At 68.0% G+C, this 26,974-nt stretch carries 21 protein-coding genes; 7 read left to right on the top strand and 14 right to left on the bottom strand.

Annotated elements, in window-relative coordinates; all coding sequences use genetic code 11:
* The first annotated feature begins 15 nt into the window (after positions 1-15).
* Entirely contained in the window at positions 16-465 is a 450-nt protein-coding gene (sufU, locus tag ACHL_RS06505) for a Fe-S cluster assembly sulfur transfer protein SufU (RefSeq protein WP_015936508.1), read from the top strand.
* Positions 466-597: 132 nt separating this feature from the next.
* On the opposite strand, the gene ACHL_RS06510 is transcribed toward sufU, so the two are convergent.
* The 3 genes from ACHL_RS06510 to ACHL_RS06520 are packed head-to-tail and all read right to left on the bottom strand — an operon-like array spanning position 598 to position 2,899.
* Positions 598-819 carry an SCO4848 family membrane protein gene (locus ACHL_RS06510; protein WP_015936509.1) on the bottom strand — a complete coding sequence of 74 codons (222 nt, stop codon included), beginning with the start codon at positions 817-819 and terminating at the stop codon, positions 598-600.
* A 3-nt stretch (positions 820-822) separates the two neighbouring features.
* A complete protein-coding gene (locus tag ACHL_RS06515) occupies positions 823-1,320 on the bottom strand; it encodes a DUF2505 domain-containing protein (RefSeq protein WP_015936510.1) in 498 nt (165 codons plus the stop codon).
* Positions 1,321-1,363: 43 nt separating this feature from the next.
* Positions 1,364-2,899 (bottom strand): SDR family oxidoreductase, encoded by a 1,536-nt coding sequence (locus ACHL_RS06520; protein WP_015936511.1) that lies wholly within the window; start codon positions 2,897-2,899, stop codon positions 1,364-1,366.
* A 265-nt stretch (positions 2,900-3,164) separates the two neighbouring features.
* Between ACHL_RS06520 and mfd the strand changes: the two genes are divergently transcribed.
* Together mfd and ACHL_RS06530 are read left to right on the top strand one after the other, a co-directional pair.
* Entirely contained in the window at positions 3,165-6,827 is a 3,663-nt protein-coding gene (gene mfd / locus ACHL_RS06525; protein WP_015936512.1) for a transcription-repair coupling factor, read from the top strand.
* A 6-nt stretch (positions 6,828-6,833) separates the two neighbouring features.
* A complete protein-coding gene (locus ACHL_RS06530) occupies positions 6,834-7,649 on the top strand; it encodes a metal-dependent hydrolase (RefSeq protein WP_015936513.1) in 816 nt (271 codons plus the stop codon).
* A gap of 75 nt (positions 7,650-7,724) precedes the next feature.
* On the opposite strand, the gene ACHL_RS06535 is transcribed toward ACHL_RS06530, so the two are convergent.
* The 6 genes from ACHL_RS06535 to nirB form a co-directional block, all read right to left on the bottom strand.
* On the bottom strand, positions 7,725-7,985 hold the full coding sequence (locus ACHL_RS06535) for a hypothetical protein (RefSeq protein ID WP_015936514.1): 261 nt from the start codon (positions 7,983-7,985) through the stop codon (positions 7,725-7,727).
* 52 nt (positions 7,986-8,037) lie between these two features.
* On the bottom strand, positions 8,038-8,754 hold the full coding sequence (gene deoC, locus ACHL_RS06540) for a deoxyribose-phosphate aldolase (protein ID WP_015936515.1): 717 nt from the start codon (positions 8,752-8,754) through the stop codon (positions 8,038-8,040).
* Between the two features lie 114 nt (positions 8,755-8,868).
* Positions 8,869-9,783, bottom strand: a complete 915-nt coding sequence (locus ACHL_RS06545; RefSeq protein WP_015936516.1) for an FAD-dependent oxidoreductase — start codon at positions 9,781-9,783, stop codon at positions 8,869-8,871.
* Positions 9,784-10,016: 233 nt separating this feature from the next.
* The gene (locus ACHL_RS06555) at positions 10,017-11,180 is read right to left on the bottom strand and encodes a uroporphyrinogen-III synthase (RefSeq protein WP_015936517.1); all 1,164 of its coding nucleotides are present in this window, start codon (positions 11,178-11,180) and stop codon (positions 10,017-10,019) included.
* A 14-nt stretch (positions 11,181-11,194) separates the two neighbouring features.
* On the bottom strand, positions 11,195-12,220 hold the full coding sequence (gene cobA / locus ACHL_RS06560; protein WP_015936518.1) for a uroporphyrinogen-III C-methyltransferase: 1,026 nt from the start codon (positions 12,218-12,220) through the stop codon (positions 11,195-11,197).
* Positions 12,221-12,222: 2 nt separating this feature from the next.
* A complete protein-coding gene (gene nirB / locus ACHL_RS06565; protein WP_015936519.1) occupies positions 12,223-14,880 on the bottom strand; it encodes a nitrite reductase large subunit NirB in 2,658 nt (885 codons plus the stop codon).
* 277 nt (positions 14,881-15,157) lie between these two features.
* Here nirB and nirD point away from each other — a divergent pair, with 277 nt between their 5' ends.
* On the top strand, positions 15,158-15,532 hold the full coding sequence (gene nirD, locus ACHL_RS06570; RefSeq protein WP_015936520.1) for a nitrite reductase small subunit NirD: 375 nt from the start codon (positions 15,158-15,160) through the stop codon (positions 15,530-15,532).
* A 59-nt stretch (positions 15,533-15,591) separates the two neighbouring features.
* Here the strand turns inward: nirD and ACHL_RS06575 are convergent, their stop codons facing one another.
* Both ACHL_RS06575 and ACHL_RS06580 read right to left on the bottom strand, forming a co-directional pair.
* The gene (locus ACHL_RS06575) at positions 15,592-17,343 is read right to left on the bottom strand and encodes a phospho-sugar mutase (RefSeq protein WP_171908916.1); all 1,752 of its coding nucleotides are present in this window, start codon (positions 17,341-17,343) and stop codon (positions 15,592-15,594) included.
* Positions 17,344-17,410: 67 nt separating this feature from the next.
* On the bottom strand, positions 17,411-18,229 hold the full coding sequence (locus ACHL_RS06580; protein ID WP_015936522.1) for a purine-nucleoside phosphorylase: 819 nt from the start codon (positions 18,227-18,229) through the stop codon (positions 17,411-17,413).
* 106 nt (positions 18,230-18,335) lie between these two features.
* Here ACHL_RS06580 and ACHL_RS06585 point away from each other — a divergent pair, with 106 nt between their 5' ends.
* Complete coding sequence (locus ACHL_RS06585; protein WP_015936523.1) at positions 18,336-19,751, top strand: NAD(P)H-quinone dehydrogenase; 1,416 nt, start codon at positions 18,336-18,338, stop codon at positions 19,749-19,751.
* A 41-nt stretch (positions 19,752-19,792) separates the two neighbouring features.
* Positions 19,793-19,966 carry a PspC domain-containing protein gene (locus ACHL_RS06590; protein ID WP_043793851.1) on the top strand — a complete coding sequence of 58 codons (174 nt, stop codon included), beginning with the start codon at positions 19,793-19,795 and terminating at the stop codon, positions 19,964-19,966.
* A 41-nt stretch (positions 19,967-20,007) separates the two neighbouring features.
* On the opposite strand, the gene ACHL_RS06595 is transcribed toward ACHL_RS06590, so the two are convergent.
* The 3 genes from ACHL_RS06595 to ACHL_RS06605 are packed head-to-tail and all read right to left on the bottom strand — an operon-like array spanning position 20,008 to position 25,261.
* Positions 20,008-21,570: an FAD-dependent oxidoreductase gene (locus ACHL_RS06595; RefSeq protein ID WP_015936525.1), complete on the bottom strand. Its 1,563-nt coding sequence runs from the start codon at positions 21,568-21,570 to the stop codon at positions 20,008-20,010.
* Entirely contained in the window at positions 21,567-23,783 is a 2,217-nt protein-coding gene (locus ACHL_RS06600) for a molybdopterin oxidoreductase family protein (protein WP_015936526.1), read from the bottom strand. The genes ACHL_RS06595 and ACHL_RS06600 overlap by 4 nt, the downstream gene beginning before the upstream one ends.
* 2 nt (positions 23,784-23,785) lie before the next feature.
* Positions 23,786-25,261 (bottom strand): MFS transporter, encoded by a 1,476-nt coding sequence (locus tag ACHL_RS06605; protein WP_015936527.1) that lies wholly within the window; start codon positions 25,259-25,261, stop codon positions 23,786-23,788.
* A gap of 276 nt (positions 25,262-25,537) precedes the next feature.
* Here ACHL_RS06605 and ACHL_RS06610 point away from each other — a divergent pair, with 276 nt between their 5' ends.
* Positions 25,538-26,950, top strand: coding sequence for an MFS transporter (locus tag ACHL_RS06610; protein ID WP_015936528.1), 1,413 nt, complete (start codon positions 25,538-25,540; stop codon positions 26,948-26,950).
* Positions 26,951-26,974 lie beyond the last annotated feature (24 nt).

The raw sequence follows: 26,974 nt of genomic DNA on the forward strand, positions 1-26,974 counted from the left end.
AACCGAAGGTATGCAATGAGCCTTGACCAGTTGTACCAGCAGATTATCCTCGACCACTCCAAGGCCCGGCACGGCAGCGGCCTGGCCGAAACCCCGGCCCCCCAGGGAGCTTCCACCGGGCAGTCCCACCAGCTGAACCCGGTCTGCGGCGACGAGGTGACCCTGCGGCTGGCCGTGGCCGACGGGAAGGTGGCCCAGGTTTCCTGGGACGGCGCCGGCTGCTCCATCTCCATGGCCTCGGCATCGGTCTTCAGCGACCTCGCCGAAGGCTTGACCGTAGCTGAGGCGCACGACGTGATCGACAGTTTCCGCGAGGTGCTCAGGTCGCGGGGAAAGGTCCCGGCCGATCCTGAACTGCTGGGGGACGCCGCCGCGTTTGAGGGCGTGGCACGGTATGCGGCCCGAGTGAAGTGCGCCATGATTTCCTGGGTGGCCGCGGAGGATGCCCTCAACCAAGCGTCCTGACCGGGCTGGGCGCAAAGCGCGCCGCCTATCCGCGAACACGCAGTGCCCGCGATCACGCGTTGCCCCATAAATACCAAGAGGTCCGCTTCCCGGTGGGAAGTGGACCTCTTGGGTTAAAACGGGAGCGGGGTATTAACCCAGCAGCCCCAGCACGCCGATGAGGGCGGTCGCCGCTCCCAGCACCATCGAGATGCTGACCAGGACCACGTGCACCGTCAGGAACCTGGTGGCTTTTCCGGCGGCATCACGTGCGCGGGGATCCTTCATGACCCGGCGCAGGAACTGCGGCCAGACGGCCAGTGACCAAACACCGGCGATGATCAGGACCAGCGCGGCAAAGACAGGGAGCTGCATGAACTAGTGGCTTTCGAGCCAGGCCTGCGCCTGGGTGGCCTGCAGGTTCAATGCCTTTGCCACCATGGGCTCGGCGGCGTCGGCGATCTTGCCGCCCAGGAACGGTACCGAGGACTTGACCTCGCCTTCCAGCTCCACCCGCGTTCCGGTGGCTTCGGCCACCAGGCGCTGGACAGCGGTCACATCAACGGGGGCACCGGCAACCTTCAGGGAAATGTTGCTCTTGCGGGAGCCATCGGCGGCCGGGGCATCCCAGGTCTCCACCTGGGTCACCTTCAGGTTCTCGCCGACGAACTTCCGGGCGATCTCGGGAAGGCGGGTGGTGGGCAGCGTCCGCACCAATGTGGCGCTGAAGGCGCCGGCAATGTCACCGTCAACGGTGAACGATTCCAGGTTTCCGCCTACCAGCTGGCTGACGTGGCGCTGGAAATCCTCGTTCACCAGGACAGCGGCAACGCTGTCAACGGGGTGCGGAACGGTGGTGGTGGCGCTCAGGGCCATGGGTCCTCCTGGGACGTCGCGATCGGATGAGGCTCCAAACATCCTACGGGTTTGCGGCCGGCCGCTCCGCATCGGCCAGCTCCTGGGCAGCGGCCGTAATGTTCCGTGCCATCGCCGGGAAGATGAAGCTGTGGAAGGGGAGCACAGCCAGCCAGTACAGCCTGCCGCTGAGGCCTTTCGGGAAGAAAATGGCCCGTTGCCGGTAGCGGCTTCCGTCACCGTCGGGTTCCACGGAAAGCTCCAGCCAGGCCCGTCCAGGCGCCCGCATCTCGGCACGCAGGCGAAGCAGCTTGCCCCTGTCGATGCTCTCCACCCGCCACCAGTCCACTACTTCGCCCGCGTGCAGGGTGTGCGGATGGCGGCGTCCGCGCAACAGCCCGGCTCCGCCCGTGAGCTTGTCCAGCCAGCCCCTGACCTGCCAGGCCAGCGGCAGCGAATACCACCCGTTCCGGCCGCCGATCCCTTCGATGACCGTCCACACGCGGGCAGGGTCCACGTCACCGTGGAAGGTCCGCTCGTCGATGTACACCTTGTGCCCCGCCCATTCCGGGTCGCTGGGCAGCGGGTCGGAATCCGCGCCGGCATTCGCCCAGGTGGTCTCCACCTGTCCGTCCCGCTCCTTGCCAAGGGCCAGGGCCACGGCTGTGCGGTAGGGGGTGAGGCCGCCGTCGGGCTGCGGAATGTACCCGTCGACGTCGTGCTCGTCGGACACCGCGTCATGCTGGAGCGACTGGACCAGCGGGACCGCCATGGACCACGGGATGGGCGTGGTCAGTGCCACCCAGATGCCTGCCAGCTTGGGCGCGGGAATGGGCAGCGCCAGCACCACCCGGTAGGGCAGCCCGGCCTCCGAAGCGTATTCCTGCATCATCTTGGCGTAGGTCAGCACCTGGCGGCAGCCGATATCGAAAGTCCGGTTGATGGTGCCCTCCAGGGACGCGGCGGCAACCAGGTAGTACAGGACGTCGCGGACGGCGATCGCCTCGATCCGGTTGCGCACCCAGCTGGGTGCCGGCATCAGGGGCAGCGTCTCGGAGAGGTGCCGGATCATTTCGAAGGACGCCGAGCCTGATCCGATCACCACGCCTGCCTGGAAAACGATGGCATCCACCGCGCTGTCCAGGAATACCTGGCCCACCGCTTCCCGGGACCGCATATGGGTGGACAGTTCCACGCCCTTGGGGTGCAGCCCGCCCAGGTAGACAATCCGGCCCACTCCGGCCGCCACCGCGGCTTCGGCGGCAGTGCGGGCCATGGCCTGTTCCTTGGACTCAAAGCCCGCCCCGGCGGCCATCGAATGGACCAGGTAGTAAAAGACGTCGACGCCGGCCAGCGCCTGGCGCAGGGCATCGCCGTCGTCCAGGCTGCTTTGCACTACCTCCACCTGGTTCCGCCATGGCACTCCGGCGATCTTGTCCGGGGAGCGCACCAGCACCTTGACGGTGTGGCCGGCCTCCAGGAGTTTGGGCACCAGGCGGCCCCCGATGTAGCCGGTGGCCCCGGTGACCAGGACCGTTCGGGGCGCGGCTGCGGCCCCGTGGCCCGGTACGGGCGAATCTGTGGTGCTGTCTCCGGTCATGCTGGCTCCTGTTCGTCCTCAGCGGTGTTCTGCCTTAGCAGTTCGGAGCCGCCGCCGTTATGGACGGCCGCTCCCGGAAAAGGTCCGGCCCTGCCAGCGTAGCCCCGCCCGGGTCACGGCGCCCGTGTCAGCGCGGACGTTGGAAAATCTGTCCAAACCTGAATGTCACCGGTGCGCGGTAGGCTGGGGTTACCCGGGATTCGCAGCGAATTTCGGGTTTTCGCGTTGCCTGCGATCTTCCGTGAATACCCCAGGAGCAGCTGTCATGAGCCTTCCCGTTACCGCCACGCACGGCCCCACGCTCGATGGGCTGCGCCGTGCACTGGCCCCGGACCAGTCTTTCGCCCGTGTCCGGGCTGAGGCCGGACGCGGGTTCGCCGTAAGGGGACAGGACTACCAGATCAGCGCGCCCGCGGGATTACGGCCGGTGCTGCTCGCGGAGATGGCGGATGGCCTGGCGGCCGCCGCGGCAGGGCAGGAAGGCGCGGCAGACCCCGGCGTGGTGCTGGCGGTCACCGCCACCGGCCGCGAGGCAGAAGACCTGGCGGCGGCGTTGCGTGCCTACCTCCCCGCGGACTCCGTGGCCGAGTTCCCCAGCTGGGAAACCCTCCCGCATGAGCGACTCTCTCCCCGATCGGACACCGTGGGGCGCCGGCTCTCGGTCCTGCGCCGCCTGGCGCATCCGGAAAGTTCGACGGCGGAGCGGCTGCGCGTGGTGGTGGCTCCCGTCCGCGCCGTGGTCCAGCCGGTGGTGGCCGGGCTGGGAGATCTGGTGCCGGTCACGCTGAAGGTGGGGCAGGACGTTCCCTTCACCGACGTGGTCCGAAGCCTGGCCGACGCCGCGTACGCCCGTGTGGACATGGTCACCCACCGCGGCGAATTCGCGGTCCGCGGCGGCATCATCGACGTCTTTCCGCCCACTGAGGACCACCCCATCCGCGTGGAGTTCTTTGGCGACGAGGTGGACCAGATGCGCTGGTTCGCCGTGGCGGACCAGCGCTCGCTGTCAGCCCCCGGCATCCACCACCCCACGGAACTGCATGCCCCGCCCTGCAGGGAAATCCTCATCACCGCGTCCGTGATGTCCCGGGCGGCGAAATTGAAGGCTGAGCTGCCTGCTGCCGCGGACATGCTGGAAAAAATTGCCGGCGGTATCGCGGTCGAAGGCATGGAATCCCTGGCACCGGTGCTGGTGGACGCCATGGTGCCCTTCGTGGACCAGCTGCCGGCGGAGTCCATCGCCGTCGTCATCGAACCCGAAAAGGTGCGCACCCGGGCACATGACCTGTCGGCCACCAACGAGGAATTCCTTGAGGCAGCGTGGTCCACCGCGTCCGACGGCGGTGCCGCGCCTTTGGACCTTAGCTCGCAGGCATCGGCGGCGCTGCATTCGGCGAGCTTCCGTTCGCTCTCGGAGACCCGCGGTTCAGCCCTGGGGCACGGCGTTTCCTGGTGGTCCATCACGTCGCTGGCGCAGGACGCGGAACTCCTCCCCGAGATCGACGTCCTGAACCTGCACGCCCGCGAACCGCGCGGCTACCAGGGCGACGTTGCGGAAATGATGGCCTTCATCGGCTCGCATGTCCGCGACCAGTGGCGGATCGTGGTGGCCACCGAAGGCCCCGGCCCGGCCCAGCGCCTGGCGGAACTCTTCCACGAAAACGACATCCCCTGCGCCCGCGTGGACAGCCTCGAGCACGAGCCCCAGGCGGGCATCATCGAGGTGACCACTGCCGCCGTCGGCCGCGGCTTCGTCCTGGACGGGCTGAAACTGGGCCTGCTCACCGAAGCCGACCTGCTGGGCCGCACCTCGGCCGGGTCCACCAAGGACATGCGGCGCATGCCCTCCAAGCGGCGCAACGCCGTCGACCCCCTGCAGCTCGTGGCGGGTGACCACGTGGTCCACGAACAGCACGGCATTGGCCGCTTCGTTGAGCTCCTGCAGCGCAAGGTAGCCGGCGGCAGCGACGGCGTCCGGGAATACCTGGTCCTGGAGTACGCGCCGTCCAAGCGGGGAGCCCCCGGTGACCGGCTGTTCGTCCCCACGGACCAGCTGGACCAGGTGACCCGCTACGTGGGCGGGGACACCCCCGTCCTGAGCAAGATGGGCGGCGCGGACTGGGCCAGCACCAAGTCCAAGGCACGCAAGGCCGTCAAGGAGATCGCCGGCGAGCTGATCCGGCTGTACTCGGCCCGGATGGCCTCCCGCGGACACGCCTTCGGCCCCGACACCCCCTGGCAGCGGGAGCTCGAGGAAGCCTTCCCGTACGTGGAGACCCCGGACCAGCTGACCACCATCAACGAGGTCAAGGCGGACATGGAGCGGGAAATCCCCATGGACCGGCTGGTCTCCGGCGATGTGGGCTACGGCAAGACCGAGATCGCCGTCCGTGCTGCGTTCAAGGCGGTTCAGGACGGCAAGCAGGTGGCCGTCCTGGTGCCCACCACGCTGCTGGCCCAGCAGCACTACGAGACGTTCACCGAGCGTTTCTCCGGCTTCCCCCTGCGGGTCAAGCCGCTCTCCCGCTTCCAGTCCGCCAAGGAGTCCAAGGAGACCGCCGAGGGCGTGAAGAGCGGCGCGGTGGACGTGGTGATCGGCACCCACCGGCTGCTGTCCAAGGACTTCGAGTTCAAGGACCTCGGCCTGGTGATCGTGGACGAGGAACAGCGGTTCGGCGTGGAGCACAAGGAAGCGCTGAAGAAGATGCGCACCAACGTGGACGTCCTGGCCATGAGCGCCACCCCCATTCCCCGGACCCTGGAGATGTCCCTGACCGGCATCCGGGAGACGTCCACCCTGGCTACGCCGCCGGAAGAGCGGCACCCCGTGCTGACCTACGTCGGCCCGTACACGGACAAGCAGACCTCGGCCGCCATCCGCCGCGAGCTCATGCGTGAAGGCCAGGTGTTCCTGGTCCACAACCGGGTGTCCACCATCGAGCGGACCGCTGCCAAGATCCGTGAGCTGGTGCCTGAAGCCCGGGTGGAGGTGGCGCACGGCAAGATGTCCGAGAGCCGCCTGGAGCAGATCATCGTGGACTTCTGGGAGCGCCGGTTCGACGTCCTGGTGTGCACCACCATCATCGAAACGGGCCTGGACATTTCCAATGCCAACACCCTGATCGTGGACGGCGCGGACAAGTACGGGCTGTCCCAGCTGCACCAGCTCCGCGGCCGTGTGGGCCGTGGCCGCGAACGCGCCTACGCCTACTTCCTGTACCCCTCGGAGAAGCCGCTGGGCGAGGTGGCCCTGGAACGGCTCAAGGCCGTGGCTGCCCACAACGAACTGGGCGCAGGCATGCAGCTGGCCATGAAGGACCTGGAGATCCGCGGCGCCGGAAACCTGCTGGGCGGTGAGCAGTCAGGCCACATCCAGGGGGTGGGCTTCGACCTGTACATCCGGCTGGTGGGCGAGGCCGTGGCGGACTTCCGCGGCGAGGCCGAGGAAAAGGCCGCCGAGATGAAGATCGAGCTGCCGGTCAACGCGCACCTGCCGCATGACTATGTCCCGGGGGAGCGGCTGCGGCTGGAGGCGTACCGCAAGCTGGCCGCGGCCCTGACCAACGAGGCCATCGACGAGGTCAAGGCCGAGCTGGTGGACCGCTACGGTGAGCTGCCGCTGCCCGCGCAGAACCTGGTGGAGGTGGCGCGCTTCCGGGTGGGGGCCCGCGAAGCAGGGCTGTCCGATGTCGCGCTGCAGGGCAACTTCATCAAGTTCGCGCCGGCATCGCTTCCCGAGTCCAAAGTGATGCGGCTGACCCGGATGTACCCAGGGTCCCAGTCCAAGCCGGCACTGGACGCCATCCTCATCCCCAAGCCGAAGACGGCCCGGATCGGTGGCCGGGACCTGCAGGACGCCGAAATCCTGGAGTGGGCCAACGGCGTCATCCGGAACATCTTCTCCGACCAGCCGCTGGCGGTGAGCTAGCCCTTGATGGGAGGTCACCACGCCGCGTCGGGAGCCGCGGCGTGGGTAGCTGTTGCGTCTACCGGCCCGTACACGCTGGGCTGGTACCCGCTGGACCCTACGGGGATCCTTATCGGCGGCATGGCCACGGCCGGCACCGCGCTGGTCTGCGACTGGGACCACCGGTCCAGCACCGTGGCCCATTCGCTGCCGCCGCTGTCCAATGCCATAGCCAGGGGCATCGAAACAGCCAGCGGCGGCCACCGCCAGGGCACCCATTCGGTCCTCGGCGCCGCCGGGTTCGTGCTCCTTGCGGGTGTGGCTGCGCAAGTGCAGATGGAAACCCCCTGGGGGCTGCTGTCAGTTGGTGCCGGGCTGCTGTGCATGTTCCTGATCAACATCGCGGCGAAAGCCCTGAAGCTGTTTCCAAAGAGCGGGTTCATCTCCAACTGGATCTTCGCCCTGGTGATGGCCGGGTTGGTTACGGTGTACGCGCCGCACCAATGGACCTGGCTGCCGATGTCGATGCTTATCGGTGTAGTGGTCCACATTGTGGGGGACCTCATCACCACCGGGGGAGTGCCGCTCCTGTGGCCCCTGGTGATCCGGCCGCCGAAACTGCTGCGCAAGGTGCCGCTGCTGCGGAACGTCTGGCGGCCCAACGGGGCGCTGTCACTGCCCCTGCTGGGCAGGGCGGGGTCCAAGCGCGAGTGGCTGGTGCTGATCCCCGTCAGCGCCTACGCCATGGTGGGACTGACCGTGGCGGGCTGGGCCATCGCCCAGAACCAATGGCCGAGGGTGGTTGCGGCTGCCGCCGCCTGGATCGGCCCCTGGTTTGGGTGACGGTGTTCCCACAGGCCTGGAACGGCAAAGACCCCCTGGACGGCGTCCAGGGGGTCTTTGCTGCGTAAGACAGGTTTAGTGTTCGCCAGCCGAGTCCGAGCGGCCAAGGATGGTCTGCGGAATCCAGAAGGCCAGGGCGAACAGGCCCAGGCAGACGGCCATCGGCCACGGGTTCCCAAGCGTCAGGAAGGACAGCGAGTAGACGGCACCGAGGAACAGGGCCATCATGATCACGAACACCACAATGGTGCCGCCCAGCTTGTTCTCGTTCTGCGGGGTGCGGACATAGCCCTGCTTCGCTGAGCCCTCGTTGGACGCGTTGATCTTGCTGGACATTCGTTCCTCCTCGGCCCCGCAGGGCGTGGTCTGTGGCGTTGTCCGGCAGCCGTCAGTACGCGGACGAACCCTGTTCACCCTTGACGATGGCAATTCCGGAGCTGGCGCCGATACGTGTTGCACCTGCAGCAATCATAGCCTGAGCGTCTGCCAGCGACCGCACGCCGCCCGAGGCCTTGACGCCGAGTTCAGGCCCCACGGTCCTGCGCATGAGCGCCACATCCTCGGCCGTGGCGCCCCCTCCGTTGAAACCGGTGGAGGTCTTGACGAAATCGGCTCCGGCCGCCACCGCTGCCTCGCAGGCGAGGACTTTCTGGCTGTCGGACAGAAGGGAGGTCTCGATGATCACCTTCAGGATGGCCCCGCTGGCGTGAACAGCTTCCGCCACGGAGGCGATGTCCTCAGTCAGGGCGCCTTTGTCGTCCGCGCGGGCAGCCGCAATATTGATCACCATGTCCACCTCGTCGGCCCCGTCCAGCACCGCGCCGCGGGCTTCGAAGGTCTTGACGTCGGTGGGCGTGGCACCCAGCGGGAAGCCCACCACGGAGCAGGTCAGGACGCCGGAGCCCTTCAGCGCCTTCTTGACGGTCTTGACCCAGACAGGGTTGACGCAGACCGACTTGAAACCGTACTCGGCGGCTTCGGCGCAGGCCTTGAGGACGTCCGCTTCGGAGGCTTCGGGCTTCAGCAGCGTATGGTCGATGTAGGAAGCAATGTTCCGGGCCGCAGCGGCAGCGGGTTGAACGGAAGGGGTGGCTTCGTTGCTCATGATGGTCCTCTCGGGGCCTCGCCCGGGCGTCGTGGGCCCGGCGCGTCCTTGACTCGCGTTTCGGGAACCATCTTGTCACAGGTGCACACGGTGCAACCCGCGCTCCGCCAGGCGTCAGGCGGCCGCCTGGAGGGACCGTGCCGGGAACGGCGCCGCGGCTGCTGCGCCTGCTGCTGCCTCAGGCGAGTGCGCGGCCGCCGAGGCTGCCGTGAGCAGCTGCGTGGCGCAGGCCCCCGCAGCGGAGGCCGCCGCTACGAGCAGACCCAGCCGGACGCCGTCGAACGCTGCCGCGTCCCCGATGGCCCAGATGCCGGGCACCGAGGTCCGGAAGTCCTGGGTGATGACGACGCCTCCGGTGGCGGCCGTCCGCAGGCCCGCGCTGGCGGCAAGGCCGTCGCAGGACACGCGGTCCTCGGCCAGGACCACCAGGTCGCCGGACATGCTGCTGCCGTCCTCGAAGACCACGGCGGAAGCGGAAAGGCCAAAGGTTGAGGTTCCGGGCACGACGGCGGCCGGCCGGGCGGTGGTGCGGACCGGACGGACGCCCTTGGCGCGCAGCACGGCTTCAGCCTGGCCTGCGGCCGCTCCGGTGCCCACCAGGATCCCGAGCGGACGGCGTCCCAGTTCCCGGGTGACTTCCTGCACCCGGTCCGCAATGCGGGTGGCGTCGTCGATGGTGGAGTAGCTCAGGCACTGTGCGGCGCCTTCGACGGGCGCTGCCACGGGTGCCGAACCGGTGGCGATGACCAGCTGGTCGTAGGCGAACTCCATGCCGTCGGCCGTGGCCACGGTGCGGTTATCGGCATCGATGTGGCTGGCCGGCTGCCCGAACCGGACGGACACCTGCGGCAACAGGGCAAGTTCCAGCAGGTCCTCGGGGGCGTCGTCGCGGTTGCTGAGGACGGTGATGCTTCCAGCGAAACGGCCCTGGTCCAGCTGCCGGACCAGGGCGCGGGCAGCCGGACCGGCCCCGGCGATGACGATGCGGGTGGCAAAGGAGGTGGACGTGGTGGGTGCCGGAGCGGACATGTGCTGGCCCTTTCGCTGGCGGCCGGAAACGGCCGGAAGTTCATGATGGAACCCAGCGTAGGCCTGCGCTTTTTCCGGCGTGTTTCCCGCCAGTTGCCGTTCAGCACCCCGGTGTTCGCCAGTATTTACCGGCCGGTAACAGAACCGGTGACCTGCATCTCATTGCGCCGGACTTGGACACATTCGGTCCCGCCGCCGCCGTTGCCGCAAGCCGTCCGCCGCCGGCCCCACTGTTAGACCCGGATCCGGTAGCCCCGCTTGACCACGGTTTCGATGAGCTTGCCGTCGGGCAGCGAGGAACGCAGCCGGCTGACTGTCATGTCCAGTGCGTGCACCGAACCGCGCAGTTCCAGCAGGTCGGACAACGCCTCGCGGGACAGGACCGCCCCGCCGGCGCCGAGCAGGGCGCGGAGCAGCAGCAGGGGAGCGGGGGCCAGTTCCACGGCCTGGCCGTCGATGCGCAGGCTGCGGCCGCGAAGCTCGATGTTACCGGACCGGGTGTCCAGCCGCCGTACGTGGTTCAGCGCCAAGTGCTCGCAGACCAGCCGGATCAGTGCGCCCATCCGGAAACGCTCCGGGATCAGCGGCTTCACGCCGGCATCCAGGAGTGGCTGGGCGGTGACAGGGCCCACGACGGCGGTAGTCACGTTGGTCTTCAGGCTCTCGATCAGCTGCTTGTAGACGCCCATTTCGTGCGCGGTGCTCCACATGGCGTCGACAGCGGGTGCGCTGGTGAAGGTGAGGACGTCCAGGTTTCCGCTGCAGGCGGCCTCGATGAGGCGGGGAAGGCGGTCCGCGCCGTCCGGCTTGACCCAGCGGTACGGCGTGACGGTCAGGACGGTGGCGCCGGACATCCGCAGCCGCTCCAGCTGGCGCACGTCGGTGTAGCCGTGCAGCTGGACGGCGACGGTCTTGCCGCGCACGCCCTCGGCCAGCAGCATGTCCACCAGCGTTGCGGTGGTTTCGTCGCTGCTGATTCCGACGTCGGCGAGGCCGGCCGCGCGGACCGCGCCACGGGCCTTGGGGCCGCGGACGAACATCCGGCAGGCCCCCAGGGTTTCGAGCAGCTGGTCGCCGATGCCGAAAGTATCCGCCGCTTCGCACCAGCGGCGCATGCCGTAGGCGGTGGTGGCGATGCACAGGTCAGGTTTGGCCGCGATGATGGTGCGGGTGTCCTCGATGAGGCGGAGGTCCTCCTGGACCGGGGCGATCTTCAGGGCCGGGGCGTGGATCACCTCGGCGCCGCGGCGCTCAAGGGCATCGATCAGGTCCTGGGAGCGCCGGTGCGAGGTTACGCCGATGCGGAAGCCCTCAAGCGGTGATTCTGCCGCCTGGGCCTCCGCGGCCTCAGCCGCCCCGGTGGCGTCTGCCGTTTCGGCCGGTGCAAGTGCGTTCATGGGGGTCAATCCTTTCACGAACCGAGCAGCGAGGCCGCCAGCCGGTCCAGGTCGGCTGCGGCCTCAGCGTGCCCGCGGTTGGCTTCCGCCACCCGCACCACCTCGCCGATCACCAGGACGGCCGGGTTGCTGCAGCCTGCCGCAGCCGAAGTGATGGTGCCGAGGTCTGCGATGGTGGTGCGCTGGCCGGGGCGGTAACCCCTTTCCACCACTGCCATGGGCATATCGGTGCGCATGCCCGCCCGGCGGAGTCCTGCCGCCAGGTGGTGCAGGGTTCCGATCCCCATCAGCACCACGATGGTGCCACCCAGGCCGGCCAGGTGCCCGTGTTCCTTGTCGGTAAGCGGGGCGTGCCCGGAGACCACCGTGAACATGTGGCTCACGTTGCGGTGCGTGACGGGAATGCCGGCCGCGGCAGGTACGGAGATGGCGCTGGTGACACCGGATACCACCTGGACCTTCAGCCCGGCAGCCACGCAGGCGGCCACTTCCTCGCCGCCGCGGCCGAACACGTAAGGATCTCCACCCTTGAGGCGGACCACGTTGTTGCCCGCCAGGGCGCTGTCCACCATGAGCTTTTCGATGTCGGACTGGCCCACCTTGTGGTGCCCGGGCTTCTTTCCTACATCCACCAGTTCGGCGCTGGTCAGGGCGGGCAGGTCCTGGCAGGGCGCCAGCCGGTCGTAGAACACCACGTCCGCGTCGCGCAGCGCCTTGACGGCGGCAACGGTCAGGAGCTCGGTGGTGCCGGGTCCGCCGCCCACCAGGGTCACGTGCCCGGCGGCGCCTGCGGCCGGTTCCGCGGCGACCGGGACGCCGGCAGCCCGGTATTGCTGGAGCAGCGGCTCCCAGCCCGGCTGCCCGTCGTCGACCGCGGCCACCAGGAACGGCTTCGCCGGGAGCGGGGCGGTGCCGTGCGGGCCGGCGAGGCGGCGGACGACGGCGCCCGCGGCTTCGTAGCGGCGTACGGCCTGCCGGGCGGCGGTGTCTGTTCCGGTTACCAGGACCTCGCGGCCGGTGAGGTCGATGCTGAGCTGCATGGTCATGCCTCGTTTCCGACGGGTGCGGGCGTGCCGGGACGGACCGCGATGGAGGCTCCGAGGAGGACGGGCTGCTGGGCGGCTGCCGCCTTCTCTTCGGCCGTGGCGGGGCGCATCTGGCCGCGCTCATCGGGCACGAAGGTGATGGAGTCGTCCTTCTGGTCCGGCGCGTTGACGAACGAGCGGAACCGGCGCAGGCGCTCCGGGTCCTTCAGGGTGTCGGCCCACTCGTCGATGTAGGTGTCCACGTGCTTGGCCATGGCCGCCTCAAGCTCCTCGGCGATGCCCAGGGTGTCCTTGACCACCACGTCCTCCACGTGCTTGATGCCGCCGTCGAGCTCCTCCTGCCAGCGCGCGGTGCGCTGCAGGCGGTCCGCCGTGCGGATGTAGTACATGAAGTACCTGTCGATGTACTTGATGAGGGTTTCGTCGTCGAGGTCCTTGGCCAGCAGCTGGGCGTGCGCCGGGGTGGCACCGCCGTTGCCGCCGACGTACAGGTTCCAGCCGTCCGCCGTCGCGATGACGCCCACGTCCTTGCCGCGGGCCTCGGCGCATTCGCGGGCGCAGCCGGAGACGCCCATCTTGAGCTTGTGCGGGCTGCGGAGGCCGCGGTACCGCAGCTCCAGCTGGATGGCCATGGCCACGGAGTCCTGGACGCCGAAGCGGCACCAGGTGGAACCGACGCAGGACTTCACCGTGCGCAGGCTCTTGCCGTACGCCTGGCCGGATTCGAAGCCGGCGTCCACCAGTTCCTTCCAGATTTCGGGCAGCTCCTCCAGCCGGGCGCCGAACATGTCGATCCGCTGGCCGCCGGTGATCTTGGTGTACAGGTTGTACTTTTCCGCCACGGCGGCAATCACGCCCAGCTTCTTCGGGGTGATCTCGCCGCCGGCGATGCGTGGCACCACCGAGTAGGTGCCGTCCTTCTGCATGTTGGCCAGGGCGCGGTCGTTGGTGTCCTGCAGGGTCCCGCGGCCGGCGTCGAGGACGTAGGCGCTGTTCTGGCTGGCAAGGATGTTGGCGATGGTGGGCTTGCAGATGTCGCAGCCCTCGCCAGTGCCGTACTTGGCCATGATCTCTTCGAAGGAGGTCAGTTCCAGGACGCGGATGGCGTCGAAGAGTTCCTGGCGGGACAGTTCGATGTGCTCGCAGAGGGCCTTGGAAACCTCGACGCCGGACTTGGTCAGCTCGGTTTCCAGCAGTTTCTTCAGCATCGGCACACAGGAACCGCACTGGGTGCCGGCCCGGGTGCAGCCCTTGAGCTCGCCGAGTTCCTGGACAGGTGCGTTGCCCTCGCAGGCGCCGCAGCCGTTGATGGTGTCCCGGATGGTCCCGGCCGTGACGTTGTTGCAGGAGCACAGGGTGGCGTCGTCCGGAAGTTCTGTTTCCGGAGTGTCGCCGCCGCCGGCTGCGCTGAGGAACGCGCCCGGCTCGGCAGGGAGTTCGCGGCCCAGGAGCGGGCGCAGGCTCATGTACGGCGAGGCATCGCCGACAAAGATGCCGCCCAGGAGGGTCTTGGCGTCATCGGTGGTGACGATCTTCTGGTAGACGCCGCGGGCGGGGTCTGCGTAGACGATTTCCAGGGCGTGTTCGGTCTTTGCGAAGGCGTCGCCGAAGCTGGCCACATCCACGCCGGAGAGCTTGAGCTTGGTGGCGGTGTCGAAGCCGGGGAAGGTGGCGTCGCCGCCGTGCAGGCGGTCTGCCACGATCTCGGCCATTGTGTTGGCGGGGGCCACCAGGCCCAGGCACATGCCGCCGTAGTTGGCTACTTCGCCGATGGCCCAGATGCCCGGGATTTCGGTGGCGCAGTAGTCGTTGATGACCACGCCGCCGCGGGGGCCCAGGCTGAAGACCTGCTCTTCTCCCTCGGCGGCGCGGAAGAGTTCGTCGCGGGGACGGACACCGATGGCGACGATGACGATGTCGGCGTCGACGATGCGGCCATCGGCCATGAGGACGCCGGTGACTTGGCCGTCGTCGTCGGAAAGTACTTCCGAAGGGAAGACCCCGCCGTGGACTTCAAAGCCCTTGGCTTTGATAAGCCGGCCCATGGCCTGGCCCGCGCCCTCGTCGAGCTGGGTGGCCATCAGCCACTGCGATCCGTCGATGACGATGGGGTTTGCCCCCAGCTGCTCGGTCCCGGCGGCGGATTCCAGGCCCAGGAGGCCGCCGCCGATGGTGACGGCGTTGACCTTGCGGCCCAGCTTTACGGTGAGGTCAGCGATGGTCTTGTTGATGGCCCACACATCTTCAAGCGTCCGGTAGACGTGGGTGAGCTCATTGCCGGGAATGGGAAGCCGTGCGGCGTTCGATCCGGTGGCGACCACCAGTTCGTCGTACTCGAAGATGCTGCCGGCCGCGGTTTCCACCGTCTTGGCGTCGGCATTGATCTTGACCACGCGCTCGCCGGTCTTGAGCTCCACGGAAGCGTGGTCCCACATGGCCCGCTCACCGAGGGTGAGGTCGTAGTCCATTTCGGTGAGGGCCTTGGACAGCGCCACCCGGTCGTAGGGGAGGTGGGCCTCCTCGGTGAGGACAGTGACATGCCAGCCATCGAGGCCGCGGGCATGCATGGCGTCCGCAAAACGGTGGGCCGCAGGGCCGCCGCCGGCGACGACGATGCGGCGCGGAGTCTCGGTGCTTGAAGTCTGTTCGGTCACTGTGGGCCTTTCGCATGGGCCGCAGACGGTGCTCCGCGGCTTTCTCTGTCGAGCAGTCCAACCAGACTAGGGAGGGGCAGTTTCGCTTCAGTTTCCCAATTGTTTCGTCAACTTAACTTCTGCATCACGAACGCATTTCCGCCCGGGTTAGGTCTCTTTTACGCCCCGGACACATTTGGCGCATGCCGCGGAAACACCCGGCGCCTAGCGTGGAACACGGCCGCTCAGGCTGCCATCAGTGACTTCAGGACAAGCAGCGCAGGGAGAGGAGCCGGACATGACGGCAACACTGGAACTCGGGACACTCGACGCCGGAGCAGCGGATACCGCGGCAGGCTGGCACCGCGTCTGCCGCCTTGAGGACCTCGAACCCGCATGGGGAGAAGCAGCCCTGGTGGAGGGCCGGCAGGTGGCACTTTTCCGCACCCTGGCCGGAGGCGTATTCGCAGTGGCCCAGCAGGACCCGGCCACCGGTTCGTATGTGATGGCCCGCGGAATCCTCGGCTCCAAGGGCTCCCGCCCCACCATCGCGTCTCCGCTGCACAAGGAGGTCTACGACCTCGAAACCGGCGAATGTTTCAGCACTCCGGGCCTGCGGATCGCAGCCTACGGCACCCGGGTCAGCGACGGCTTCATCGAGGTGGAGCTGTAACCCGGGCAGGCACATGCACCAGACGCAAGGGGCGCCCCCGGGGGCGCCCCTTCAGTGCGTTAAAGCCCCAGGGCTTCGCTGACGTCCCGGAGGACCTCGTCCAGGGCTGCCCTTGCCGCTTGCCGGGCTTCGGGCAGCTCCGCGGCGGATCCTACCTGGTGGATCACCTCGAGGTAGCACTTGAGCTTGGGTTCCGTGCCGCTGGGCCGGATGATGACGCGGGTGAGGTTGCGCGTCACGTACAGCAGTCCGTCGGTGGGCGGCAGCAGGTCGGAACCGGCGGAGAGGTCGGTGGAGACCTCAACTGCCGATGAGCCAAAGGATTCCGGCGGCGAAACCCGGAGCCGGTTCATCATGGCATCCAGCAGGCCAAGGTCCGCCACCCTGATGCTCAGCTGGTCGCTGGCGTGCAGGCCGTGCTGCAGGTAGAGCTCATCGAGGGTGTCGAAGATGGTCTTGCCGTCGGCCTTGGCGGCGGCAGCCAGTTCGGCGATGAGGACGGCCGCGGAAATGCCGTCCTTGTCCTTGACCAGGTCCGGAGCCACGCAATATCCCAGCGCTTCCTCGTACCCGTAGACCAGTCCGGGTACGCGGGAAATCCACTTGAAGCCCGTCAGGGTTTCCTCGTGGTCGAATCCTGCCGCTGCGGCGATGCGGGAAAGCAGCCGCGAGGACACGATCGAGTTGGCGAAAACTCCAGGGCTTTCCCCGTCAGGGGTTTCCGAGCCAATCGCAGCATGCCGGGCGGCGACGTGCGCACCCAGGAGGGCGCCCACTTCATCGCCGCGGAGCATCCGCCAGGCGCCGGTGTCGGGGTCCTTGGCGGCCACTGCCGCGCGGTCGGCATCGGGATCGTTGGCCAGGACGATGTCCGCGTCCAAGCGGTCAGCCGTTTCAAGGGCCAGGTCCAGTGCGCCGGGTTCTTCCGGGTTGGGGAAACTCACGGTGGGAAAGTCAGGGTCCGGTTCGGCCTGCTCCTTGACCAGGGTGACATCCCCGAAACCTGCGGCGTTCAGCACCGCGAGTGCCGTCTGCCCGCCAACTCCGTGCATGGGCGTCAGCACGATCCGCAGGTCCCGCGCCGGGAAGTGGTCCGGGAGGGCGAGGCCCGCCGTCGCCGCCTGGTACCCGGCGGCCAGCGATCCATCCAGGACCGTCCAACCGTCCGCGGCCAGGGCGATGGTGTCCAGGGCGCCCACCGCGCTGATTCGGGCAGCGATTTCGGCGTCGTAGGGCGCCACGATCTGGGCGCCGTTGCCGTTCTCCGCGACCGCATGGCGTCCCAGGTACACCTTGTAGCCGTTGTCCTGGGGCGGGTTGTGGCTCGCCGTGACCATGACGCCGCCGTCGCATTCCAGGGCGCGGACGGCATAGGCGAGCAGGGGAGTGGGCAGCGCAGCCGGCATTAGGAAGGTTTCGATCCCCGCCGCGGTGAAGACGGCCGCAGTTTCCGCTGCGAACACATCCGAGTTATGCCGGGCGTCATAGCCTACGACGGCGCGGGGCCTCGTTCCGGGGGCTGCCTTGCCCACAGCGCCAAGCAGGAAGTCCGCCAGGCCGGCGGCGGCACGGCGCACCACCACGCGGTTCATCCGGTTGGGCCCGGGGCCGAGGGCGGCGCGGAGCCCGGCGGTGCCGAACTGCAGGGTGCCGCGGAAGCTGTCCTGGAGTTCCTGCAGGGCCGCCGGGTCTCCGTCTACCGATGCCTGGACGAGTTCCAAGAGCGCGGCCGACGTTGCCGGATCCGGGTCTTGGGCTGCCCACCCGCGGGCATCGTTGAGGAGGCGAGCATCGGCATCGGAAGACGTCATGGGCATAACGCTATCGTCATTGGCGCTGCCCGTGCGGCACCGAAGCCCCGGTGCCGCGCCCCATGGATCAGAGTTTGGCGATGATTCCGGCAAGCAGGGCCGAAATCCTCGGACCCGCGGCCTGGCCGGATTCCAGCACCTCCTGGTGGCTGAGCGGTTGGGGGCTGATCCCGGCCGCCAGGTTGGTAACGAGCGAAATACCGAACACTTCCATGCCGGCGTGGCGCCCGGCGATGGCCTCCAGCGCTGTGGACATGCCGATCAGGTCGGCACCGATGCGCTTGGCGTACTGGACCTCCGCGGGTGTCTCATAGTGCGGGCCGGGGAATTGGGCGTAGACGCCTTCATCGAGGGTGGCATCCACCTCGCGGGCCAGCCCGCGGATCCGTGCCGAGTAAAGATCTGTCAGGTCCACGAACGTGGCGCCTTCCAGCGGTGAAGCGGCGGTGAGGTTGATGTGATCCTTGATGAGCACTGGGGTGCCCGGCGCCCACTCCTCGTTGAGGCCGCCGCAGCCATTGGTGAGGACCAGGGTGCTGCAGCCAGCGGCGGCCGCGGTGCGGATCCCGTGGACCACGGCGCGCACGCCCTTGCCTTCGTAGAAGTGCGTCCGGGCGCCGAGGACCAGGGCACGCTTGCCCTCGGTGGTCAGGATCGACCGGATGGTCCCCACGTGCCCTTCGACGGCGGGTGCATGGAAGCCGGGCACCTCTTCGGCTGACAGGGTGGCCGTGGTTTCGCCGATCAGGTCAGCGGCCCCGCCCCAACCGGAACCGAGCACCAGGGCGACGTCGTGGGTGTCCACCCCGGTTTCCTCGGCAATGTAGTCGGCAGCAGCGCGGGCGGCGGCGAAGGGGTCCGTGTTCAGGAAGTCAGTTGTACTCACTGGTACAAGGTATCCTGCCGGTTCCGCTCCGCCCACCCCCTGGCGCGCACCCTTGAGAGAGCGGTTTCTTTGGTGGTCAGGCGAGGATGCGGGAGAATAATCGTTTGTGACTACGCACCCAGATTTCAGTTCACCCCGGATCGCGATCCTGGGAGGTGGTCCAGGCGGATACGAAGCCGCGATGGTGGCCGCCTCGCTGGGGGCGCAGGTCACCATCATCGAACGTGCAGGCCTAGGCGGGTCAGCGGTCCTGACGGACGTGGTCCCCTCCAAGACCCTCATCGCCACGGCGGACCTGATGACCCGCGTTGCCGAAGCCGGCGAGCTGGGGGTGAAGTTCGACGTCGACGGCGGAGACTTCGTTCCCGTGATGCGGGCAGACCTCAAGCACATCAATGACCGCCTGCTCAACCTGGCCCGCAGCCAGTCCAAGGACATCCACGACGCGCTGGCGAGCCAGAACGTCCGGATCCTTGCAGGGTCCGGCCGGCTCCTGGACAACCACACCATCGAGGTCCTGACCGCGGAGGGCACCGAAACCATCGAGGCGGACACCATCCTCCTGGCCGTGGGCGCCCATCCGCGCGAGCTGGCCACCGCCCGTCCCGACGGCGAACGCATCCTCAACTGGACCCAGCTGTACAACCTCGATGAACTGCCCGAGGAACTCATCGTGGTGGGCTCCGGCGTGACCGGCGCCGAGTTCGCGTCCGCCTACAACGGCCTGGGCTCCAAGGTGACGCTGGTATCCAGCCGTGACAGGGTGCTCCCGGGATCGGACGTTGACGCCGCCGTGGTCCTGGAGGAAGTCTTCGAACGCCGCGGTGTACGCGTGCTGTCCCGCTCACGCGCCGAATCGGTGGAGCGGACGGACGACGGCGTGGTGGTCACCCTCAGCGACGGCACCAAGGTCACCGGCAGCCACTGCCTCCTGTGCCTGGGCTCCATCCCCAACACCGACGGAATCGGGCTCGAGGAAGCCGGCGTCGCCGTCAGCGAAAGCGGCCACATCAAGGTGGACGGCGTTTCCCGCACCAGTGCCCCGAACGTCTACGCCGCCGGTGACTGCACCGGCGTCCTGCCGCTGGCCTCCGTGGCCGCCATGCAGGGCCGGATCGCCGTGGCCCACTTCATGGGCGACGGCGTGACTCCGCTGAAGCTGCACCAGGTGGCCTCCAACATCTTCACCTCGCCGGAAATCGCCAACGTGGGTGTCTCGGAAGCCGACATCGACTCCGGAAAGTACCAGGGCGACGTCGTGAAGCTCTCAATGCGCAGCAACGCCCGCGCCAAGATGCGCAGCGCCCGTGACGGCTTCGTGAAGATCTTCGCCCGCAAGGGATCCGGCACGGTGATCGGCGGCGTGGTGGTTGGTCCTAACGCGTCGGAGCTGATCTTCCCCATCGCCATCGCTGTGAAGCAGAAGCTCCACGTTGATGACGTTGCCAGCACCTTCACGGTGTACCCGTCGCTGACAGGCTCCATTTCCGAAGCCGCCCGGCGCCTGCACGTCCACATGTAGCGGACGCAGGCAGGGGAACCGGAACTCTGGACCCTGCCGCCCTGGTCCGGCCCCGCCGCGGCAAAGTGCTCGGCGGGGTCTGCGCCGCCCTCGCCGCCCGCTTCGGACTCCCTACGTTCCTGGTACGCCTCGGCTTCGTGATCTTCGGCCTGGTGGGCGTTGGGGAGCTTGTCTACATCGCCCTGTGGGTCATCATTCCCAAGGCGCCGGCGTAGGTTTCGACAGGCTCAACCAACCGGCCTCAACCACGGTTCGTTCAGGCGGCCGCTACCGCCTGGAAGTGTTTTTCGATGATCCCCTTGATGTCCTCGTGGCAGCCGCCGCAGCCGGTCCCGGCGCGGGTTGCCCTGGATACCTCGGCCACAGTGGCGCAGCCTTCCGCAACGGCGCCCTGGATGGCCGCTCCGCTGACCCCGGCGCACCGGCAGACCGTGCCAGCCGGGTCAGCGGACGCAGTTCCCGGCAGCTGGTCCGGGCCGTCCAGCCTGAGCAGCAGCGATCGGTCCGCCGGCAGTTCCGCGTTCCGTTCGAAGAGCCCCACCAGCTCCGCCGCTGTGCGGGGCATGCCCACCGCCACGAACCCCTCCAGCACGCCGCCGCGGGTGGTCATCTTGACGTAGCGGCCATGCTCGGGATCAGCCCACTGGGCTATCTGCAGGCGGGGCCGGCCGTTGACGGCGCCGGCGGAGAGCGCTTCTTCGTCCCAGGGGTCGGCGCCGTTGTTCCCGGCGACGGCCATGTTCAGGCCACGTGCCTTGAGCACAATGATGCCCGGCTGTTCGGCCGGCAGTTCCGGCAGGAGTTCGGCGTCCTCGACCAGGCCCGCCGCCAGGAGCGTCAGGTATTCGGCGAGCCACTCGGCCTGGCGCCAGCCCGGGCCCACCAGCCCTGACGGGCCCGGTGCGGTGCGGCAGGCGGTACAGCCGGGGTCCGGGCAGCGCACTTCGGCGCAGTCGCCGATCGCGAAGATGTGCGGTTCGTGGTGGGCCCGCAGCCGGTGGTCCACCAGGATGCCCGCGGCGGTGGACAGGCCGCATCCTTCCGCCAGCTCGGTGCGGGGACGCACGCCGCACGAGATGACCAGGAGGTCGCCGTCGATCGCGGAACCGTCATCGAGCAGCAAAGCCGAGAAACCGCCGTCGGGCGCGTTGTGTTCCACACCGGTGGAGCGCGCGTTGCCGGCCATCCGCACGCCGCAGCGCCGCAGGCCTGCCGCAAGGACTGCGCCGCCGCCCTGGTCGATGGTGCGGCCCAGCGGGTGGGGTCCGTTGTGCACCACGGTGACGGTGGCGCCTTCCTCGGCCGCTGCCAGCGCCGTTTCCAGGCCCAGGACGCCGCCGCCGAGGACCACCACGCGCTTTCCGCCGTCCACGGCCTGCCGCAGGACGCCGGCGTCGCGGAGGTCCCGGAGCGCGGTGACGCCGGCGGGCAGGACCGGTGAGGCGGGGTCGGGGTTGATGCCGGTGAGGTTGGGGATCACCGGCCGCGAACCGGTGGCGAAAACCAGCCGGTCGTAGTGGACGGGGGTGCCGTCCGAAAGCAGGACCTGCTGGCGGGCGCGGTCCACGCGCCGGACGCGGGTGCCCAGCCGGACGTCCACACCGTCTGCTGAGAGGGCGCCGGCGTCCGCAAGCGCCAGGGCATCGGCAGTGGTGCGGCCAACCCCCAAGTCGGCCACCAGGACGCGGTTGTAGGCAGCTTCAGTCTCTTCACCCACCACCGTCAGGGCCACCTGGCCTGCGCGAACGGCGGGCAGCAGCTCATCAACCAGCCGGGCGGCCACCGGCCCGAATCCCACAACGACAATCTGCTCGCTCATGAGGCCTCCATCGTCTGAAGCACTTTGCCGGCTGTGGGTGCGGCCACCGGCCGGACCCACACCTTGTTGAATTTGAATTCGGGCATCCCGGAAATGGGGTCGGTGGCCGCCTCGGTGAGGCGGTTGGCACTTTCCAGTTCGGGGAAATGGAACGGCAGGAAGACCGTTTCGCTGCGGATGGCGGTGCTGAGTTCGGCCCGGCACACCACCTCGCCGCGTTCATTGGCCACCGACACGAAGGATCCTTCGGCGACGCCCATTGCGGCCGCTGCGGCCGGGTGGATCTGCATCCTGGCCTCTGGCTGCGCAGCCAGGAGGGCCGCGACCCGCCGGGTCTGGGCGCCGGACTGATAGTGCTCCAGGAGGCGGCCGGTGATGAGGGTGAAGGGTTTGGCGTCGGCCGCGTCGGCGATGTTCGCCAAGGGGCTGTCAGCAGGAGTACGACGGCGGCGCGGCAGCACCGGGGTCATCACGGCTTTGCCGTCGGCGTGGGCGAAGCGCTCGCTGAACAGCCTGGGGGTTCCGGTGCTGCCGGCGGGGTAGGGCCAGTAGGCGGCGTCACCCCGGTCCAGCATGGCGTAGTCGATGCCGGAGTAGTCGGCCAGGCCGCCGGCAGATGCCAGCCGCAGTTCTTCGAAGACGGTTTCCGGGTCCTCGCTGTACGTGGAGGGTGCTTCGAGCCGTTCGGCGAGCCGGGCCATGATCCACAGCTCGCTGCGGGCTCCTGCAGGCGGTGTGAGGGCCCGGCGTCGGCGGAGGACGCGGCCCTCGAGGTTGGTCAGGGTGCCTTCCTCCTCCGCCCACTGGAGGACTGGGAGGACCAGGTCAGCCATTGCTGCCGTCTCGGACATGAAGAAGTCGCAGACCATCAGGAAGTCCAGGCTGCGGAGTCCCTCAATGACGGCGTTGGCGTCCGGCGAGGCGACCGCAATGTTGGAGGCGTGGACAAAAAGGCACCGGACGCCGTCGTCCTTTCCGAGCGACTTCAGCAGCTGGACCGCTGGAAGGCCCGGGCCGGGGATAAGGTCCTCCGGAACGCCCCACACGGAGGCGACGTGGGCGCGGGCGGCGGGATCGGTGATCTTGCGGTAGCCGGGCAGCTGGTCGGCTTTCTGGCCGTGTTCGCGGCCGCCCTGGCCGTTTCCTTGGCCAGTCAGCGTGCCGTAGCCGCTGCGGGCCGAACCCGGCAGGCCGAGCAGCAGGCTGAGGTTGATGGCCGCGGTGGCGGTATCGGTGCCGTCCACGTGCTGCTCAACGCCGCGGCCGGTGAGGATGTAGCTGCCGCCCTTGCGCGCCCCGGCGGCGAGCCTGCGGGCCGTTTCGCGGATCAGGTCGGCCGGTACGCCGGTGAGGGACTGGACCCGTTCGGGCCAGAAGGAGGCGACGCTGCGGGCCACGGCGCTGTAGCCCGAGGTGCGCTCGCGGACGTAGGCGGTGTCCACCAGGTTTTCGTGGATGACCACGTGGGAGAGTCCCAGCAGCAGGGTGAGGTCCGTGCCCGGAAGCGGCTGGAGGTGGAGGCCGCCGCCGTCGGCCGTGAACGCCGCCGTGGCAGAACGGCGGGGGTCCACCACGATCAGGCCGCCGGCGTCGCGGGCGCCTTTCAGGTGCTGGACGAAGGGCGGCATGGTTTCGGCCACGTTGGAGCCCAGCATCAGGATGGTGCCGGCGGTGTCCAGCGCTTCGAGCGGGAACGGCAGGCCGCGGTCAACGCCGAAGGCGCGCATTCCGGCGGCAGCGGCGGAGGACATGCAGAACCGGCCGTTGTAGTCGATCCGTGAGGTGCCCAGGGCCAGCCGGGCGAACTTGCCCAGCTGGTACGCCTTCTCATTGGTGAGGCCGCCGCCGCCAAAGACGCCGACGGCGTCTGCACCGTAGCGGGTGCGGGCGTCCTTCACCGCCGTTGCGGCGAGGTCCAGGGCCTGGTCCCAGGAGATGGGCCGGTGGATGCCGTCCGGGCCCTTGAGCAGGGGCTCGGTGATGCGTCCGGGATGGTTGAGCAGGTTGGCGGAGGTCCAGCCCTTGCGGCACAGGCCGCCACGGTTGGTGGGGAAGTCGCGCCCCTGGACCTCAAGCGGTGCAGCGGGTGCCGTGGTGAGGGTCACGGGGACAGGCCCCGGCTGTGCAGCCGGGGCCTGTCCTGTGGGGGACGTGAGCGTCATGGCGCACTGCAGGGCGCAGTAGGGGCAGTGCGTGTCGGCGCTTGTGGTCATGGTTAGACGTGTCCCATCGCGTTTCGGTTGGCGTTGCGGATGTAGCAGGCCCAGCAGACCACCAGCATCAGGGCGTAGGCCCCCACGAAGCCGTAGAAGGCCGGGGTGTAGGAGCCGCTGGCGGTGTTGGACGCGTTCAGCACCTGCGGGATGAGGAACCCGCCGTAGGCCCCGATCGCGGAGATCAGGCCGAGGGCCGAGGAAGCCAGCCGCTGGGTGGCCACGGAGCTGGCTCCGTTGCGTGCTGCCCGGCTGTTGGTGGCGAAGATGACCGGGATCATCCGGTAGGTTGCGCCGTTGCCGAAGCCGCTCGCGGTGAAGAGCATCAGGAACAGGACCAGGAAGAGCCAGAAGTTCTTCAGCGGCAGCGTCCAGATCATGGTCAGGGTGATCACGGCCATGGAGGCGAACGCTGAAACGGTCATCCGGGCGCCGCCCATGCGGTCAGCCATGCGTCCGCCGTAGGGCCGGGCGAGTGAGCCCACCAGTGGGCCCAGGAAGGCGAGCGAGAGGGCTACGGTTCCCACTCCGATGGTGGAGAACTCGGGGAAGTAGTCCTTGATCAGCTTGGGGAACACGCCGGCGAAGCCGATGAACGAGCCGAAGGTGCCGATGTACAGGAACGCCATGACCCACAGGTGCGGTTCCTTCAGCGCGGCAACGGATCCGGCCACGTCGCCCTTGGCGCTGGTGAGGTTGTTCATGTACTTGTAGGCGCCGAAGGCTGCCAGCAGGATGAACGGGACCCACATCAGGCCGGCCATGGGCAGGTTGACGGTGCCCGCGGCCAGAAGGGTGATCACGATGGGAACCGCGAGCTGCGCGACGGCGGCACCGAGGTTTCCGCCTGCGGCGTTCAGGCCCAGGGCCCAGCCCTTTTCGCGGGCCGGGTAGAAGAAGGTGATGTTGGCCATGGAGCTGGCGAAGTTGCCGCCGCCGAAGCCGGCCAGCGCGGCCACCAGGAGCATCACGCCAAATGGTGTCTCCGGGTTTGAGACGCACAGCGCGAGTCCGATCGAGGGGATCAGGAGCAGCAGGGCCGAAACAATGGTCCAGTTCCGGCCGCCGAAGCGGGGAACCATGAAGGTGTAGGGAATGCGAAGGGTGGCGCCCACCAGGCTGGGCATCGAGATCAGCCAGAAGATCTCGGACGTGGTGAACGTGAAGCCTGCTGCCGGGAGCTGGACCACCACGATGGACCACAGCTGCCAGACGACGAAGCCGAGGAATTCGGCGAAGATGGACCAGTTCAGGTTGCGGCGGGCGATGGAGCGGCCGGCGGTTTCCCACTGTTCCTTGTTCTCGGCGTCCCAGTTGGCGATCCAGCGGCCGGGGCGGAATTCAAGGGCGGGAGCGGTTGCGGTGCGGGTAGTGCCGGGCTGTGCGCTGGCGGATGCTGCGGCTGATTCCGGGGACGAGGCGTCGTCAAGATCAACGGAATTGCCGGTGCCGGCATCTGCGGTGCGGTCAACAGTCACGGGTTACCTCCTTTGGGGGATGTTGTTCCTCAAAGGTAGGGACGGCGCGTTTCACGGACCGACGCCGGATGTTAACGGGCTGTGACATTTGCCTATCTGTGCCCGCCGGACGCCGTTAGGATGCGAAGGTGCCCAAAAAGTGAGACGCACAGCACAGGTCCAAATACTGGACCTTTCGTCCATTGACTGGACCAGCGGAACTAATATTGAACTCTAACTATTTCGCGCCGGGGCAGCCCGCTGTATCCGGCCGGTTTCTCACGAAAGCGTTTACACATGTCTTCCACCGACACCTCCACGGTGCCCGGTTCACCCCAGCCGGTGAACTCCCGCGGCCGTGTGATCGTCGCCAGCCTGATCGGCACCACGGTCGAGTTCTATGACTTCTATGTCTACGCAACTGCGGCGGTGCTCGTCTTCCCGCAGCTGTTCTTCCCCAACGCCAACGAAACCACCCAGCTCCTGAGCTCCTTCGCGGTCTTCGGTGTGGCCTTCATCGCCCGCCCGCTCGGGTCCATCGTCTTCGGGCACTTCGGCGACAAGTTCGGCCGCAAGGGCACGCTGGTGGCCTCGCTGCTCACCATGGGCATCGCCACGTTCCTCATCGGCTGCCTGCCCACTGCCCTGGTACCGGGCTGGGAATTCTGGGCACCGGCACTGCTGGTGGTCATGCGCTTTGCCCAGGGCCTTGCCCTTGGCGGCGAATGGAGCGGCGCGGCCCTGCTGGCCACCGAGAACGCACCGGCCAACAAGCGCGCCATCTACGGCACGTTCCCGCAGCTCGGCGCACCCATTGGCTTCATCATCGCCAACGTCATCTTCCTGGTGGCCAGCTACACGCTGTCACCCGCCGCCTTCCAGGCCTGGGGCTGGCGTGTTCCGTTCCTGCTGAGCGCCGTCATGGTGATCATCGGCCTCTACGTGCGGCTGAAGCTGATCGAAACCCCGGCGTTCACCAAGGTGATCGAATCCAACGAGGTCGCCAAGCTGCCCCTGGGCCGCGTCTTCAAGACCAGCTGGCGCCAGCTGATCCTGGGTACCTTCATCATGCTGGCCACCTACGTGCTCTTCTACCTGATGACCACTTTCACCCTGACCTACGGAACCCGGGCCTCCAGCCTCGACGCCGCAAAGGCGGCCGCCGAAAAGGCCGGTAAGCCGATGTCCGAAGCCGCAGCGGCGGCGTTTGTTCCGGGCCTGGGCTACACCCGCAACGACTTCCTCTGGATGCTGATTGCCGGCGTCGTGTTCTTCGGCATCTTCACCCTGGTCTCCGGTCCGCTCGCTGAGAAGTACGGCCGCCGGAAGATGCTGATCGGGGTCACCGCCGGAATCTTCGCGTTCGGACTGCTCTTTGTGCCGCTGTTCAGCGGCGGCTTCGTGGGCACCATGGCCCTGCTCATCCTGGGCTTCTCGCTCATGGGCTTGACCTTCGGGCCGATGGGCGCGCTGCTGCCGGAGCTGTTCCCCACGAACGTCCGCTACACGGGCTCCGCCATCAGCTACAACTTCTCCAGCATCCTGGGCGCTGCAGTTGCACCGTTCATCGCCGTGGCGCTGTGGGAACTGGCTGACGGCAGCCCGGTGCTGGTGGGGGTCTACCTGACATCCATGGCCGTGCTGACACTCATCGCGCTCTTCGTCAGCAAGGAAACCCGGGACCTCGATTACGAGAACAACGTAGCCTGACCCGCCAGCCTGTATGTTCCAGCC

It is taken from the genome of Pseudarthrobacter chlorophenolicus A6, assembly GCF_000022025.1.
GTDB lineage: Bacteria > Actinomycetota > Actinomycetes > Actinomycetales > Micrococcaceae > Arthrobacter > Arthrobacter chlorophenolicus.

Coding starts and splice junctions, on each gene's coding strand:
- sufU (WP_015936508.1), top strand. CDS start 16: ATGAGCCTTGACCAGTTGTACCAGCAGATTATCCTCGACCACTCCAAG.
- ACHL_RS06510 (WP_015936509.1), bottom strand. CDS start 819: ATGCAGCTCCCTGTCTTTGCCGCGCTGGTCCTGATCATCGCCGGTGTT.
- ACHL_RS06515 (WP_015936510.1), bottom strand. CDS start 1,320: ATGGCCCTGAGCGCCACCACCACCGTTCCGCACCCCGTTGACAGCGTT.
- ACHL_RS06520 (WP_015936511.1), bottom strand. CDS start 2,899: ATGACCGGAGACAGCACCACAGATTCGCCCGTACCGGGCCACGGGGCC.
- mfd (WP_015936512.1), top strand. CDS start 3,165: ATGAGCCTTCCCGTTACCGCCACGCACGGCCCCACGCTCGATGGGCTG.
- ACHL_RS06530 (WP_015936513.1), top strand. CDS start 6,834: ATGGGAGGTCACCACGCCGCGTCGGGAGCCGCGGCGTGGGTAGCTGTT.
- ACHL_RS06535 (WP_015936514.1), bottom strand. CDS start 7,985: ATGTCCAGCAAGATCAACGCGTCCAACGAGGGCTCAGCGAAGCAGGGC.
- deoC (WP_015936515.1), bottom strand. CDS start 8,754: ATGAGCAACGAAGCCACCCCTTCCGTTCAACCCGCTGCCGCTGCGGCC.
- ACHL_RS06545 (WP_015936516.1), bottom strand. CDS start 9,783: ATGTCCGCTCCGGCACCCACCACGTCCACCTCCTTTGCCACCCGCATC.
- ACHL_RS06555 (WP_015936517.1), bottom strand. CDS start 11,180: ATGAACGCACTTGCACCGGCCGAAACGGCAGACGCCACCGGGGCGGCT.
- cobA (WP_015936518.1), bottom strand. CDS start 12,220: ATGCAGCTCAGCATCGACCTCACCGGCCGCGAGGTCCTGGTAACCGGA.
- nirD (WP_015936520.1), top strand. CDS start 15,158: ATGACGGCAACACTGGAACTCGGGACACTCGACGCCGGAGCAGCGGAT.
- ACHL_RS06575 (WP_171908916.1), bottom strand. CDS start 17,343: ATGACGTCTTCCGATGCCGATGCTCGCCTCCTCAACGATGCCCGCGGG.
- ACHL_RS06595 (WP_015936525.1), bottom strand. CDS start 21,570: ATGAGCGAGCAGATTGTCGTTGTGGGATTCGGGCCGGTGGCCGCCCGG.
- ACHL_RS06600 (WP_015936526.1), bottom strand. CDS start 23,783: ATGACCACAAGCGCCGACACGCACTGCCCCTACTGCGCCCTGCAGTGC.
- ACHL_RS06610 (WP_015936528.1), top strand. CDS start 25,538: ATGTCTTCCACCGACACCTCCACGGTGCCCGGTTCACCCCAGCCGGTG.